We start from the raw sequence: 15,826 nt of genomic DNA, 5'->3' as shown, positions 1-15,826 counted from the left end.
AACAGCGGGAACAAACACCACCCGACAGTCCAATGACACACTAACGAAAACTAACGTGTTGAAAAACGTCTGCCGTATAATGTAACGGTTATTACTCAATTCACCCAGCATTAGATCCGCGAAAACTGGCTTTTATTGGCTTTGATCAAACCGGCACCTACGCTGACATGATGCCCCAGATTAGGCGAACAGTATTGATGTGAGAGTCGCCGCGTGCAACGCAACCAATAAAGAAACAAAATCAGTACCCGATAGCACTGTGAGAAGGGTTTTATTCGTGGAAATGATAGGAGCTGCCGCCTAGAAAAGCGGCAGCTTTAAAGATATTTAATAGAGTTCAAACACCGGTTTGCCCTCGGCATCAAACTTAACTTCCATCACGCGGGCGTGACGGTTGGGATCGTACAGTGGATCCTGTTTAATTTCTTCCAGCGGGCGAGTGTCGGTTTTCGGTACCACGGACGGATCGCCAACAGCATGCTCGTAATCCCGGGCATGATAAACACACAAAGGCGTTACATCATCTTCGGCTACGGTAAAACAGTTATGGCCGGGGCCGTAAATTTTCTTGTCGTAGTCCGTTTGCAACACGGGATGTCTGGTTTTAGTCCATGAATTGCGATCCAACAGATCGGCGTTTTCATCGGCTTCCATATAGCCCATGCAATAGCAGGCGCCTGTGGCACTGGCCGAGAACGCAATAAAGATTTTGCCATTATGCTTAAGTACAGCCGGGCCTTCATTTACCCAAAAATCAACCCGCTCCCAGTCGTAGTCCGGAGTAGTGAGCATAAACTGCGTGGTTTTAAGCTTAATGGGTGATTCCATTTCAGCCAGGTACAGGTTAGACGCGGCAAACTGTCCGCCGGTTTTCTCGGCCCAACAAAAATAACGCTTACCGTTATTTTCAAATACCGTAGCGTCGAGAGAAAAGTCGATAAAGGATTTTTCATCGCCGTCGGCGGCTTGCATCATGCCTAGTTCTACCCACTCATCATTAAGCGGATCCTGGCCTGTACATTCGAGCACGTAAGGGCGTAACGCCCAGATATCTTCTTCTTCGCTGGCGGCGAAATAGATGTACCACTTACCGTCGAGATAGTGAATTTCAGGTGCCCAGATGTGGCGACTCATAGGGCCGCTTTCGTGCTTAAACCACACATCGAATGTTTCGGCGTCCTGCAAGCCTTCAATGGTCGCAGACTTTCTTAACTCAATGCGATCATAGGTGGGCACTGAACCGGTGAAATAATAAAAACCGTCGCTGTGTTTGTACACAAAAGGGTCAGCACGCTGGGCGACTAACGGGTCATTTGTTTTTGCTGTCATCATTTATTTCTCAAGTTAGATCGAGGCATTTGTCATACAAATGAATTTCAGCGCCAAAGATAACACTTTTTTTACTGTGAGCGCTACCGTTGGGTGACACCATGTAAAGAGAAATTAAGAGAGATATTAAAGCAATGGGGTAAATAGGAGGCGCTAATGCACCTCCTGTAAACCGGCTAATCAGAGCGCGCTCATCCAGGCGTGCTCGGGAAGTAAATACAGGCCTTTTTCTGCTGATGCTCCTTCGCCAACGATGTGGCCAATCCCGGCAGCCATTACCGCCAGAGTTACATCAAAGGCATTCAGACTATCGCCATAGCCCGCAGTCAGGTTAAACATAGAACCGTCCGCCAGCAAAAACAGCGTTTTATCGCCCAGTTGGTAGGCATTAACATAGGGCATTGGCTCGCTGTGGGATGCATTCTGCTTAAGATAAGGCACGTCAATTTCCTGCGCGACGTGGCCCACGTTTAAAATGAAGGTTCCGTCTTTCATATTATCAAGATGCGTTGCACTCACTACGCCATAAGCGCCGGTTGCCGTGGCAATGACATCTGCCGTTTTCACCGCCTCACTTAAATCGACCACCGGCCAGCCATCGTATTTAGCCTGTAATGCGCGCGCCGGATCCAGCTCGGCAACCTGTACCTGTGCGCCAAAGGCTTTGGCCGAGGCCGCAACGCCCTGCCCTACTAATCCGTAACCAATAACGACTACCACCTTTTCGTGCAAGGTCAGGTGCGTGGTTTGGAAAAACGTTTGCCAGGCACTTAAGCCTACCATGTGGCGGTTATGCAGCCCTTCTTTTACCGGCAGATCATCCCAGTTAAAAATGGGATAACGGGGCGTAACATTGCCCAACCGGTTGATGCCAGAGCCGGTTGCTTCAAGGCCGGCAATAATATCAGGCTGAAGCTTACCTTCGTGTAAGCGTGTAGTCAGATCGGCGCCCATTTCGCATAAATGGGTTGGCCCCCAGGCCAGTGCCTTGTCAAATGAGTCAGACCAGTCCTTATCACTCATATCTCGCCAGGCATGGGCGACCGCGCCTTTGCTCACCAGATGCGATACTACATCATCCTGCACGGTAGTGGGGTTACAGGTAGTCAAAAACACTTCGCAACCCGCATCAAGTAACCCCGCCACCAGCGGAGCCATTTTTAAATCCAGATGCATATTACAGGCGAGTTTTACGCCACTGAGGTCAGGTAAGGCGTTAATGGCAGCGCGAGTGCGCGGCATATGGAGCGTGGCCCAGGCCAGCTCAGCTTGAAAATTCTGATACATAACAATTGCACTTGAAGAAAAATTAAATAGTAAGCGTTAGTAGTGCAACGCAACAAGGGGTAAATTGAAAAGTATTGTGTAGTTACCGATTAACAAAGGGAAACCGATTTACCGAGCGCTCATTAATTACTCAGCTTTGCATTTTCTCAGCAGTCAAATTCACGACCCAAAGTTGCCGGGACTGGTGAAAAGGGGCAACAAAGCTATAACAAATGTAAAAATAAATACCATACCAAACAATTGCTTATTAAATAGTCAGCCACTTTAACGGAAATTCCATGTAAATTTTAATAACAATAACTTTACAAAGGAAAACGTTTTCACTAATATTTACCCAAGCTTAATCGATTAAGCTAAAACTTAAGTTGTTTGCTAAGTTTCCCTGGCTAAACAGACAACTTACGAAGCTTAGGGTTTGTAGAGAAAGAGAGAACGTAAATGACCACACCATTAAAACCAACGTTTGCTAAAAACCGACTGGCGGCTGCCGTTACGTCAGTCATGCTTGGTGTCAGTTTTACAGCCGTCGCGGCTGATGAAACAAAAACACCTGAAGATGATGCGTTTGAAACCATTGTTGTCACCGGTACAGTAGGTGGACGCACACAGATTGAATCTGCAGTAGCGGTTACCAGTATCGATGACGAAGTGATTCAGAACTTTAAACCTAACTCTGAAGTTGAGTTATTCCGCCTAATCCCTGGTATCCAGGCTAACGGCGGCAATGGCCCGGGTGGTAATGCCAATATTGCGGTTCGCGGTTTACCGGTAGCAACCGGCGGTTCACCTTTCGTGCAAATTCAGGAAGACGGCCTGCCTACAGTACTATTTGGTGATATGCAGTTTGGTAACAATGACTACTGGACGCGTTTTGATGCCTCAACAGCCCGGGTTGAATCTGTTCGCGGCGGTACCGCTGCGACCTTTGCTTCGCAAGCCCCTGGCGCCATCATTAACTACATTTCACATATCGGTGATGTGGAAGGCGGCTATGTAGGCCTTTCTACCGGTATCGGCTATGACGAAAAGCGCGTTGACTTTCGTTACGGCGGTTCGGCCTCAGACTCAGTGATCTACCACGTTGGTGGTTACATGAAAACCGGCCGCGGCCCGCTGGATGATGGCTTTAATACCTCTGAAAGCATGCAGTTAAAAGCGAACCTGACCAAATACCTCGAAGATGATGAAAGTTATGTTCGTTTCTATCTGAAAGCCGCTGATACACAAGAGCCGTTCTACACCGGCTCGCTGGCTTATGCCAATATCAGCAACAATAAGATTTCTGATGTCAGACCTTACCCTGGTATGGATGGTCGTTCGGCATCTAACTTCTCGACTCTTAACCAAAGTTTCCTGATCGTGAATAACGAAGGCGCGGTAGAGCGGGTTAACATGTCGGGCATTACCACCGAAGCACTGGCATTAGGCAACGAAGTTCACTATGTGATGGAAAACGACATCATGGTGGATAACAAAATGCGCTGGACCGATATGAGCGGTGCTTTTACCGAGCCTTTCCACGGCCCTGGCATGACTTCCAATGTGATTGGCTCAACGGTTAACGGTTCAGTTGTCGATGCAATCCGTTACGCCAATGGCCCGATGGCAGGTGAGTTATACAACAAGCCCTATATTGATACCAACACTAACGTTCGCACTGATATCAATGATGTTGGCAGCTTTGTGAACGACCTCACCATCTCAAAAGAATTTGCGCTTGATGGTGCGACGTTAAATGCCCGTGCCGGTTACTTCTACATGAACCAGAAAATCGCAATGGACTGGCATACCAACCGTAACTTCCGCGAAGCGGGCAGCAGTAACCCGGCACAATTGGATTTATTTGATGCCGCAGGCAACCAGTTAACCGCCAACGGTCTGGCTGGCTTTAACGACAACTGGGGTGATTGCTGTGCTCGTGTGTACGATCTGGAATATACCAACACGGCCCCTTATGTAGCGCTTGAGTTAGAACTGGATGACTTCATTGTGGATGGTAGCGTGCGCCGGGATACCATCGACGCTTCAGGTTATACCGTACAGTCGAGTGGTGAGTCTTTTGACACCGTTATTGATGGTGTAGCCATACCAACCCTGATGGCGGATGGTAAAGAAGAGTACCCTGACTATTCTGAAAGCTATACTTCATACACCTTTGGTGGTTTGTACAAATTTAACGAAGATACCAGCTTCTTTGTACGCACCTCGAAAGGCAACCGTTTCAACTCAGACCGTCAGACCGTGAGCGGTAAGATTCAACCGGATGGTTCATTAACTCAGGCCGGTCGCGTAGCGGCTGTGGATGAAGTGAATCAACATGAGATTGGCGTGAAAAACCGTGGTGACCTGGGTGAAACCGACTATACCGTTGAGTTTACCTTACTCAAAGGTGATTTTACCCAAAGTAACTATGAGCCAACCTCAACGCCTGCCTGTCCTAACGGCGGCTGTATTCTGGATAACGAATACCGCACGGTGGGTTTTGAATTCTACGGCACGTTACGCTGGGATGCTCTGTCGGTAATTGCTAACGCTACCTATACTGATGCCGAGCAAAAGCCAAATGGCGGCACCTGGGGTCCGGCTAACGACATCCCTGAATTAACCTATGCGGTAACGTCTTCCTACGAAATTTCAGACCAGATCAGAGTGGGTCTGAACATGTCCGGACAGTACGGAAACCGTAACGGTGCCGGAGTTGAGACAGAAAACAAACCTATCTTTGGCGGCAACATTTCTTATCGCCCTACTCCTAACCTTGAATTCGCCATCATCGGGCAAAACCTGACCGACGAATTTGCCCTGCGAGGTTTAAGTGGTGTGGTAGATGCCGATAACGGTGTGATTTCTGCGCAACCGGTGTTAGGCAGAAACCTGAGTGCATCAGTGAGACTATTATTCTAATGGCAGAATATTAGCTATAGTCGATGAGCAGGTGGCAGTTTTGCTACCTGCTTTTTTCGATCGGCGGGAGGAAAATTGACCACGCAAGTAAACGCCTTGCTCGCAAGTGGGCAAACACAACAAGCAATAGCGCAACTGGGTCAGAAGCTTGAAAACAACCAGGCCACCGAATCGGAATGCCTGCTGCTAGGTCAGCTGCAGTTCGAGGAGCAACTGGTCCCCGAATCAATCACCGCATTTGAAGCGTTTTTATTACATCAACCGGACAATACCGACGCCTTATTAGCGCTCGCTCAAAGTCAGTTACTGGCGGGTTTTAGCGCCACCGACACCTTCGCCAAAATCACCCGGCTCAATCCGGCCCTGCGCAGTGCCTGGCATGGTTATGCACTGGCAGTCGCATCACAAGGTAATGTAGTAGAGGCACAGCAGTTCCTGGAGTCGAAACTGCAAGCGCACGCGGACTGGGTGGAAGGGCATAAACTGCTAGCCACACTCAAATATACCCAGGGTGATGACGCCACTTTTTTAAACAGCTTCCAACAGGCAATCAACCAGCAACCGCAACACGCGCAACTACATCAGCACTACTTTAATTTACTAGTACAGAACAAAGGCTGGGATAAAGCACAGCAGCTCATTGAAAACATGCGTAAGCAACCGGCACTCACCCGCTTTGCCACGATTGCCAGTATTATTCTGGCCATTGAGTCAGACCAGACAGAGCAGCTTAACCCGCTGCTACAGCAAGCTCAGCATATTGATGATACCGCGCTGGATTTAGCTCTGGTCAGATACTTTATAAAACAACAACAGTTTCAGACCGCTGAAAGCATCGCTATGCGCAGAGTCGCAAAGTCCTCAGCACTGGTTTTTATTCCGTATTTGTCACTTATCTGGCGCCTAACCGACAGCCCCTACTTTGCCTGGCTCGAACATAATGATGAACTGGTTAAGTCGATGCCGGTTCATTTGAGCGAAAACGAGCTTAGTGAGCTGAAAGCTTGCCTGAACAAGCTGCATTCCTCACGTTCTCCTTTCATCGAGCAATCGGTAAGAGGCGGCACACAAACCGATCAGCACCTGTTTTTGCGCCATGAGCCTATTTTAAGAACCCTGCGAGACAAACTAAAACAGACTGTCAGCCGTTACGTGGCGCAACTGCCTGAGCATGATGAGAAAACCCACCCGTTATTAGGCAAGCCCAGAGCGGCTGCTCTTGAGGGCAATATAAAATTCTCTGGCAGCTGGTCGGTAAAGTTGCAACAACAAGGTTATAACGTCAGCCATACGCATCCTAAGGGCTGGATAAGTTCTGCGCTGCATTTACAGCTCCCTGAAATGAGTGATCCGGCCACACCCGACGCAGGCTTCATCCAGTTTGGCACACCGCCGCCGGAGCTTAAGCTTAACTTAGCCCCTACTTTAAAAATAAAACCGGTTGTAGGTAACGTGGTGTTGTTTCCCTCCACCATGTGGCACTCCACCGTCCCCTTTGAACAAGGCGAACGCCTGGTGGTTGCTTTTGATGTGCAATCTCCGGCCCGTTAAAGAAGATAAACTATGAATAGTAATCCCTCGCAAAGCATTCAAAAAATTGTCATCGTCGGCGGCGGCTCCGCTGGCTGGATGACCGCAGCCTCGCTAAGTAACGTGCTAAAAGGTAAGTGCGACATAACCCTTATCGAATCCGATGAGATTGGCATTGTTGGTGTTGGTGAAGCAACCATCCCGCCTATCCGGGTATTTAATCAGACCCTGGGGATCAGTGAAGCCGAATTTCTGCAGCGGACCAATGGCACCTTTAAACTGGGGATCGAATTTGTTAACTGGGGCAGTAACGGCTCCCGTTACTTCCACCCGTTTGGTACTTACGGCCGTCAGTTCGATACGGTATCCATGCATCATTACTGGCTCAGCGCGCACCAACAGGGGCAAGCCAAACCGCTGGATGAATATGCCATGGCATGGCATCTGGCCCGCAAGGGTAAATTTATTCACCCGTCCGGCGATCCTAAGAATGTACTCTCCACCTTTGAATATGCCTACCACTTCGACGCCGGGCTGTACGTTAAGTTTTTAAGAGACTACGCAGAACAACGGGGCGTAAAGCGTATTGAGGGTAAAATCAGTCATGTGAGCAAGAACAAAGACACCGGCTTTATCTCCTCGGTGTCGCTTGAAAATGGCCAGGTGATTGATGGCGAATTTTTCATAGATTGTTCCGGCTTCCGTGGTTTGCTTATAGAACAGGCTCTGCATACCGGCTACGAGACATGGTCCGAGTGGCTGCCTTGCGACCGGGCCTGGGCCGTACCCACCGCAGGCAATGCAGACCCTATTCCTTACACCCGCACTACCGCACACACGGCCGGCTGGCAGTGGCGCATCCCACTGCAAAACCGGGTCGGTAATGGCCATGTATTCTCCAGCGCTTTTATTAGTGAAGAACACGCCCGCCAGCAACTACTCGACAACCTCGACAGCGACACGCTGGCTGAGCCGCGGCTGATTAAGTTCGTAACCGGCAGGCGCAAGCGATTCTGGAATAAAAACGTAGTAGCCATAGGCCTGGCCAGCGGCTTTATTGAGCCGTTGGAGTCCACCAGCATTCATCTGATACAGGCTGGCATTGCCAAACTGCTGGCGTTGTTTCCTGATAAATCCTTTAACCAGCGCAGCATTGACGAATACAACCGTATCGCCATTGCTGAGGTTGAGCGGATCAGAGACTTTATAATCCTGCACTACAAACTGATGGAACGCCGCGATACCGAGATGTGGCGTTATTGTGCCGACATGGATGTACCAGACGAACTGGCAGAAAAAATAGCGCATTTCAGAGAGTTCGGGCGCATTACCAAAGGTGAAATGGACCTTTTTGGCAATACCAGCTGGCTGGCTGTGCATATCGGCCAGGGTAACACTCCACAGCGAACCGACCCGCTGGTCCATTATAGCGACGCTGATTACACTGGCTGGCTCAATAAGTTAAATCAGGTTATGACCCAGTATGCCCAACAGGCACCTGGCCATATGGCATACATAAATAACATGACTAAAAGCTAAACACTGCTTAGCTTTAAAACGCAAAAAGGCCGCAATATTACTTGCGGCCTTTTTGGTGGTAACGCCATATCAGCATCAACAGTTTATTACTTTAAAGGACTAACCCGGCCCTGGATAGTTGGGTTATCTTAGCGGGCCGGGCTGGTCGGAAAGGTTGATTCATCCATGAATCTTGCACCGTCCGTGCAACTCCCCGGAACAAGGGGCACTCTAGTTCCGTGGAGTAATCCTTGCGGTAAATCCGCCACCCGGAGCGAGCTGCATAGTCAGGCTATCGCGGTGGGTAACGGTTTTTGTGACTTTCTTAAAATCTTCGGCAAAACGGTGGGCATTGATGCCGTCCTGGAAGATAACAATGTCGTAGCGACCAGCTGGCAGGAAGTCCAGGTCGATGTTCATTTTACGAGAATGCTCGTCTGTCATCGCACCAACAAACCACTCAGAACCAGAGCGACGGGCAAAAGTAACGTAGTCTCCTATCTGCCCGTTCAGCGCGATAGATTCATCCCATACGCTGGGTACGCTGGCAATAAACTCGGCACACTCCGGGTTATCCAGATACTGCGTGGGGCTATCCGCCATCATTTGCAGAGGACTTTCAAATACTGTAAACATTGCCATCTGATGCACCCGGGTAGTCTGGCTCATGGGGCGGTTAAAGCGGATGGTAAAGTCGGCATGATCAGGAGCTTTACCACTGTATTGGATTTGCTCGTAGGCGGCTGGCCCAACAGCATTAGACATGGCACCCGGGGTATAATCCATTGGTCCAGCCACCATGCGAATAAATGGCAGCGTAGTGTTATGCTCAGGCGTGCTATCCAGACTCCACTTATTCCACTCCAGGCCTTTTACACCTTCGCGAGAGATAACGTTAGGATAAGTTCTGCGTAGGCCTGCTGGCTTATAGGCACCATGGAAATCCACTAACAGATGGCGCTTGGCAGCTTCATCGGCAATCTTCCAGTAGAAATTAACCATTTCCTGATCGTCACGCTGAAAGAAGTCTGGCTTAATGCCCACTGCACCTAACTCGGCAAAGCGGTCCATAGCCTCATCAAACTGCTGCTCCAGGGTGAGCCAGGTTGTCCACAAAATAATGCCCACATTGCGCTCTTTGGCATAGGCAATAATTTCCGGCACATCGAATCCGGGCACTGAGCCCATCAAATCACCCAGCGGATACCAACCCTCATCAAGAATGACATACTCAATACCGTGCTCAGAGGCAAAATCCACATAAAACTTATACGTTTCGGTATTCAGGCCTGCTTCAAAATCCACGCCTTTTAAATTGTTAGCGTTGTACCAGTCCCAGGCTACCTTACCAGGCTTGATCCACGAGGTGTCTGCCACTTTATTAGGGATTGCCAGCTGATAAGTGAGTTGGTTGGTTAGCAGTTCTGCATCGTTTTCTGCTATTGCCAGAACTCGCCATGGGTACGCTCGCTTGCCATCGGTTTTCGCGATGTAATCCGCTCGTTCAACAACAGGTTGGTTGCGGTCGATCCACTCTGGTTCGCCATCAACAACCTTGGTAGGTTGTTGTGGGAAAGTGCCTTTCAGGCCATCTTTGCCATCACCTAATAACCACAACCCGGCATAATCACGCAAGGCCGTTTCGGTAATCAGAACCTTTGCGGAACCAGCATCCACCAACGTAGGCGTACTTGCCAGATCGGTTGGCTTAATCTCGCCTATCGACTGATGGAGATAGCTGCGCTCATTGTGTGAATAAAAGCTCTCTTCCAGCGGATAGTAAACCGTGGCACTGGTTGAAAAGTTAAATTCAGCGGTCTCATTCAGCACCGTAACAGGTTGCTCAAAATCGGTAACAAACCGGTAGGCAACGCCATTATCATAGGCTCTGAATTCAACCGTATAGCCATTGGCAAAGGTAACTGTCATGGCCTTATATTCATCAACGACTTCTGCAGATTTTACTCTGACCTCAGGATAAAGCACCTGCGAGTGCGCCTGATAAGAAACATTGTCTACCGCAACGCCTGAGGAAAGTCCCGGTTTACCATCAATAGCTAAATCGATAACCGAAGGCGCAAGTAAGGGTTGCCCATTTAAGTTAATGGAGTAGCTAACCTGCTTGTCTGCATTAACGGTAACGGTGATATCGCCATCCGGCGAGTTAAGTTTATGCACAGAGCCAGCAACAGCTGCTTCAACAACCCCAAGGTTTGTCAGAACAACAGCTAAAGACGCAATAGTTTTCAAGTGGTTGACTGTTTTCAAGATCAACGTTCCTCTAATAAATCTCTTCAGCGATGCATTTCGATGAAGGTTAATCGATTAAGTTAAGACAAAGGTAAAACGTTTTCCCTTTTCTGTCAACAAAGTTTGTTAATTTTAGGTAAAAGCATTTACAACTAAAGGAAAGCAGGACTAAGGTATAATTTCAATATGACTAAAAACTCATTGCAAAATCATTTTAGTTTCGCTTATTACACAAGCGCTGTGCTATTCTCACCAAAGCAAAGTGTTAATGCGAAGTAAAAAATCGCTGGCCCGGCTATTTGAGCAGTATTTAAGGTTATAAAGTGACAACTATTAAAGATATAGCTAAAGCAGCAAACGTTTCCCCTGCAACCGTATCCCGCGTGATTAATGATGGACCCAAAGTTGGCCTGAAAACTCGTGAGCACGTTAAACAGGTTATGAAGACTATGGGCTATCGCCCAAATATTAATGCCAGAGCACTGGTCAATAAGAAAAGCACGTCGCTGGGGTTAGTATTGGCTGAATTGATGGATCCTTTCTTTGCTACCTACGCCAATGCCATCGAAACTGTCGCCCGCGAATCAAACTCGCAACTCTTAATGAGTTCAGGCTCATCCAGCGCCAGTAGTGAACTGGACGCAATAGAAACACTGCTTGATCACAGAGTGAAAGCCATGATTGTTCACTCTAAATTTCTTGATGATAAAACACTGGTCGACATTGCCCGCACGGTGCCGGGTTTTGTACTGATAAACCGTTATATCGAAGCAATCAGTGAACGATGCGTATGGCTCGACAACGTGCTTGGCGGCTACAAAATGGCTGAGCACGTGGTAAACCTCGGGCACCGAAAAATCGCTGTTGTCAGCAGTGATTTTGACATCGAAGATCCCCGGGACAGACTACAAGGTATCAGAAATTTCCTGGCCGAACACAACATCCCTTTACCGGACAGTCACATTGCCATCTCGTCACCAAACCAACAAGGCGGTGAAATAGCCATGCGGGAGCTGCTGGCCTCGCAGACGGAGTTTACTGCAGTGCTTGCCTATAACGATGCCATGGCCTCTGGCGTAATGAATACGCTCTATGACCATAATATGGATGTGCCTAACGACGTATCGGTAATGGGATTTGACGATGTTATTCTGGCTCAGTACTGTCGGCCAAAGTTAACCACTATGCACTACCCGATCAAGTTAATGGCCTCAACAGCGGCAACCATTGCTATGGATTTAGCTCAGGAAAAAACACCATCAGAAGAACGCTCCTACAAGTTTATTCCAACCATTATGGCCCGGCATTCAACAAAGAAGATTTAGCCTGCGCAGCAAAATAATAAAAGTAGTTATAAGGTCCAGTAAAATTGAGCGCCATAGTTGCTCGAATACAGCAGTAAAGTATTAAAAGTTAAGGAATAGAGGTATCTTACCTGCAGGACCTGCTGATCAAGGACGACAAATGTACATCACGCTGCTCATCGCAAGCTTATTTATGCTGTTTACGACTCTGGCTCCGCACCTGCCCGGTAAACACTGGCTTATCAGAGTGTGGGAGTTCCCCCGTTTACAGCTGTTTGTACTCATTCTGTTGTGCATTACTGGCTGGACTTTTCAGGCGATGGAGCACACGGTTACAGCGGCAGTGATGATGACCGCCCTGGCACTTGCAGGTATCTATCAGGCGATTTGGATCCTCCCCTATACTGTGCTTTGGCCTAAGCAGGTAAAGCAGATAAGCCAGCTGGATAACAACAGTACGCTGAGTATTCTTACCAGTAACGTGTATATGTATAACGATAACTACGACGGGCTGAAGAAACTGGTGGGGCAATATCAGCCTGATATGCTAATCCTGCTGGAAAGTAACCATGACTGGCAGGACGCGATGTCATCGATTCACTCCGAGTATCCGCACCGCCTGGCCTGCCCGCTGGAAAATCTTTATGGCATGCATTTATACAGCAAGCTACCTTTTCAAGGCGAACAGATCCGCTATGTGGTGGAAGATGACGTGCCGTCTATGGAAGTACAAATCGACATCAATGGCACTCAGGTAACCGTTTATTTTCTGCATCCCAAACCGCCAAGCCCAACCGAGAATGAGTCTGCCGCCCCGCGGGATACCGAGTTAGCCATCATTGGCAAAGAAATGGCCGAACACAACGACCCGGTGATTGTATCCGGCGATTTAAACGACGTGGCCTGGTCGCCGAGCACACGACGCTTCCGCAAGCTTAGCAAGGCCCAGGATCCCCGAATCGGGCGCGGCTTTTATAATACCTTTCACGCTAAATATCCGCTGGTGCGCTGGCCGCTGGATCACATTTTTCACTCGAAGGATTTCGAGATGGTAAGAGTAGAAAGGCTACCGGGGTATGGCTCCGATCACTTCCCGCTTTTCACCCAGCTACAACTGATGCGCAAAAAATAAGCTTCAGGTAACGTCACAAAACCAGGGGAGCACCAAAATAGGATGCTCTTCTTTGGTTCTAATTCCTCCGGCTTATCGGCAAATAATTAATAGTCACAACAGTCGGTGTAAATTCAACCATCCAGCTTATCGCGCTCATGATCAATTTGAGTCTATTGTCTAATTTTTAGTTTTATGATCTAATCGGGCCATTAAAATTAACAGGAACGTAACTAAATCCACTCTGGATTTCAGTTAAAAAACATGGATGTATCAAATGAATTATAAAAACACTGTCTTTTTTTGCGTTCTAATTATCTTACTCAGTGCATGTGGAGGGGGAGCCGGGGAGACCGATAAATCTGCCTCACAAAATCATCAACCTGTCGCAAATGCCGGCGTAAATAAGGAAGTTAATATAGGCGAGAACATAACGCTTAACGGATCTGGGACTGATCAAGATGGTGACACATTAACATATCGTTGGGACGTACTCAGCGCTCCCGAAGATAGTCTATATTCCTTTTCAAATGACAGGGCTGCAACAACTGAATTTTCGGCAAATAAAATCGGGGAATACCAAATTAAATTGACCGTTAACGATGGCAAAGTTGAAAGCGCTCCCAGCATTATTAATATCACTTATCGCGAATCTCATCGTCTCAATGGCTTTGTACACCATTTAGGTTTGGTCTATGGCATTGAATATAAATTAGACGAACAAGGCACGTCGCTAAATAGAACAGAAGCAGGCGGAGCGACCTACTGTAACACTGGAACGACAGTATCTTTTTACATCGGGGTTAATAAGTTTGGTGAAATAAATTGTCAGGAAGACATGCATTTAATGGATATGACACTTAACGGAGAAACTTTGCCAGATCACTACAAAACAAATGTTTCCTGGATGCTTCAGATACTAGACTGGGATCAGCTTTATTCTAACGGCAAACTAGGCAGCTTTGATATAGCATTGGATATTGAGATAGATGCAGAAATAGACTTTTACGTACCGACCGATGATTTTATTGAAACGAACAATATTACTGATATTGTTCGTAGTAACCTTGATAAATACCATCATGACATCCGAAATTCATTTATTGGATGGCAGGAGTTATCAGATGAGCAATTAGTTGATGCAATAATTGGTGATGTGAATAAAGCCAAAGCGTACGCTCAATCATATGAGGTTTATGGAAAGGCGGAATTTGAAAGAAACTCAAACCTAGAAATGGGTTTCCCCTATGAAGATAAAGATAGGATTACAAATGCCACATGCCAATATCTTGGCGGGCCTCACAACAGTGTTTTGCTAACCAATTTACAGGGTGATGAAAAACTGGAAATCATAGTTAATATTTATCCTTGTGGTGGGCTTGTAATGCTAAATCATGAAGGAACTGAACTCATTAGTTATAATCAAGGGGAAGGCGTAATGGGATTCTCCGCTATTGACGACCCGCATAATCCCTCCTACAAATTGATTGCTTCTGCTGTAGGCATTAAAGATAGTTTTTTGAATAACACTGTATTATTCGAACGACCAGGCAATAGTATTTACCCACCTACCACTGCAAAATTTGGCGATATGCAGCAAGAAAGCATATTTCTGCCGACTCCTCCTTCAAACATTTTAAGATATTCAAACGAAGGCGTTTTGGAAGAAGATTTATATTGTGACTTTCTTGAATTTGATCAATGTAATGACTTCTTCAGACCTCCGATTGTTGGTCAATTAGATAACTCCCCCGGAACTGAGCTTTTGTTTGCCAGCAAACAAGCAGCAGAAGGGATATTTTTAACGGACTTGCAAGGCAACGTTAAAGAGGGGTTCCCGATAATTGATTCATCTCCGATAGCATACACTTTGGTAGTAGGCGATGTAGATGGTGACGGGGAAAATGAAATCATTTCGATGGAAAATATGCCAGGCACTCAAATTTTTAAAATTTACAATATGGAAGGAGTAAAAGAAGCAACCATCCCCCAGGAAAAATTAGTAATGGGACATAATGCTCACGTTGTTCTTGCTGATTTAACAAATGATGATATACCAGAGATTATTGTGGCGGGCGACTCTTATTTGTTCGTTTACACATATAAACAGAATCGATATCAAATATTGGATGGTTGGCCCCAAAGATATAATTTTTTGGGAGGATTTTCACATCTTGGTATTTATCCTGTAGTAGGTGATATTGATGGTGATGGAGCGCAAGATATAGTTATTTACTTTAAGAATCATGGACCTAGTGTAACTATAGGGGATGATGCTACACAATATGGTTTTAGACCAATCGAAGGTAGAGGACGTCTTCTAGCCTTCAGTAATCATGGTAAGCTTTTATCAGGGTTCCCCAAAATAATAGATGACTTTGCGAGTGTCCACGGAATTCCGATTACTCCAGCCATCGGTGATATAGATTTAGATGGGCGCAATGAAATAGTTCTATCTGGTAGTTCTGAAACTAAAGCGCCAGTCGTTTTCGTTTATGACCTCGGTGGCGATAATCACGGTGATGTCCAATGGGGACAATTTGGGAAAGATGAAAAGCGCTCTAATACTTTCCAATAAATATCTCTACTTTTA

At 47.0% G+C, this 15,826-nt stretch carries 9 protein-coding genes; 6 read left to right on the top strand and 3 right to left on the bottom strand.

All coding sequences use genetic code 11. The features are described 5' to 3' along the window. Positions 1-327: 327 nt before the first annotated feature. Both D9T21_RS16535 and D9T21_RS16530 read right to left on the bottom strand, forming a co-directional pair. Entirely contained in the window at positions 328-1,329 is a 1,002-nt protein-coding gene (locus D9T21_RS16535) for a family 43 glycosylhydrolase (protein WP_123326119.1), read from the bottom strand. A gap of 180 nt (positions 1,330-1,509) precedes the next feature. Beyond that, positions 1,510-2,616: an adenosylhomocysteinase gene (locus D9T21_RS16530; protein WP_123326117.1), complete on the bottom strand. Its 1,107-nt coding sequence runs from the start codon at positions 2,614-2,616 to the stop codon at positions 1,510-1,512. Between the two features lie 438 nt (positions 2,617-3,054). Between D9T21_RS16530 and D9T21_RS16525 the strand changes: the two genes are divergently transcribed. The 3 genes from D9T21_RS16525 to D9T21_RS16515 all read left to right on the top strand — a co-directional run bounded on the left by D9T21_RS16525 (position 3,055) and on the right by D9T21_RS16515 (position 8,589). Next, complete coding sequence (locus D9T21_RS16525; RefSeq protein ID WP_123326115.1) at positions 3,055-5,520, top strand: TonB-dependent receptor domain-containing protein; 2,466 nt, start codon at positions 3,055-3,057, stop codon at positions 5,518-5,520. A gap of 75 nt (positions 5,521-5,595) precedes the next feature. Further along, positions 5,596-7,071 carry a putative 2OG-Fe(II) oxygenase gene (locus tag D9T21_RS16520; RefSeq protein WP_123326113.1) on the top strand — a complete coding sequence of 492 codons (1,476 nt, stop codon included), beginning with the start codon at positions 5,596-5,598 and terminating at the stop codon, positions 7,069-7,071. A 12-nt stretch (positions 7,072-7,083) separates the two neighbouring features. Then, positions 7,084-8,589, top strand: coding sequence for a tryptophan halogenase family protein (locus D9T21_RS16515; RefSeq protein ID WP_123326111.1), 1,506 nt, complete (start codon positions 7,084-7,086; stop codon positions 8,587-8,589). Between the two features lie 210 nt (positions 8,590-8,799). Here the strand turns inward: D9T21_RS16515 and D9T21_RS16510 are convergent, their stop codons facing one another. Further along, the gene (locus D9T21_RS16510; RefSeq protein WP_241155738.1) at positions 8,800-10,836 is read right to left on the bottom strand and encodes a glycoside hydrolase family 97 protein; all 2,037 of its coding nucleotides are present in this window, start codon (positions 10,834-10,836) and stop codon (positions 8,800-8,802) included. A gap of 305 nt (positions 10,837-11,141) precedes the next feature. On the opposite strand from D9T21_RS16510, the gene D9T21_RS16505 reads away from it, so the two are divergent. The 3 genes from D9T21_RS16505 (at position 11,142) to D9T21_RS16495 (ending at position 15,811) form a co-directional block, all read left to right on the top strand. Continuing rightward, on the top strand, positions 11,142-12,143 hold the full coding sequence (locus tag D9T21_RS16505) for a LacI family DNA-binding transcriptional regulator (RefSeq protein ID WP_123326109.1): 1,002 nt from the start codon (positions 11,142-11,144) through the stop codon (positions 12,141-12,143). Positions 12,144-12,282: 139 nt separating this feature from the next. Next, positions 12,283-13,254 (top strand): endonuclease/exonuclease/phosphatase family protein, encoded by a 972-nt coding sequence (locus D9T21_RS16500; protein ID WP_123326107.1) that lies wholly within the window; start codon positions 12,283-12,285, stop codon positions 13,252-13,254. Between the two features lie 256 nt (positions 13,255-13,510). Then, complete coding sequence (locus D9T21_RS16495) at positions 13,511-15,811, top strand: FG-GAP repeat domain-containing protein (RefSeq protein ID WP_123326106.1); 2,301 nt, start codon at positions 13,511-13,513, stop codon at positions 15,809-15,811. The last annotated feature ends 15 nt before the right edge of the window (positions 15,812-15,826 follow it).

It is taken from the genome of Marisediminitalea oceani (genome assembly GCF_003731635.1).
Lineage (GTDB): Bacteria > Pseudomonadota > Gammaproteobacteria > Enterobacterales > Alteromonadaceae > Alteromonas > Alteromonas oceani.
This window is presented reverse-complemented; position numbering and strand designations above follow the sequence as displayed.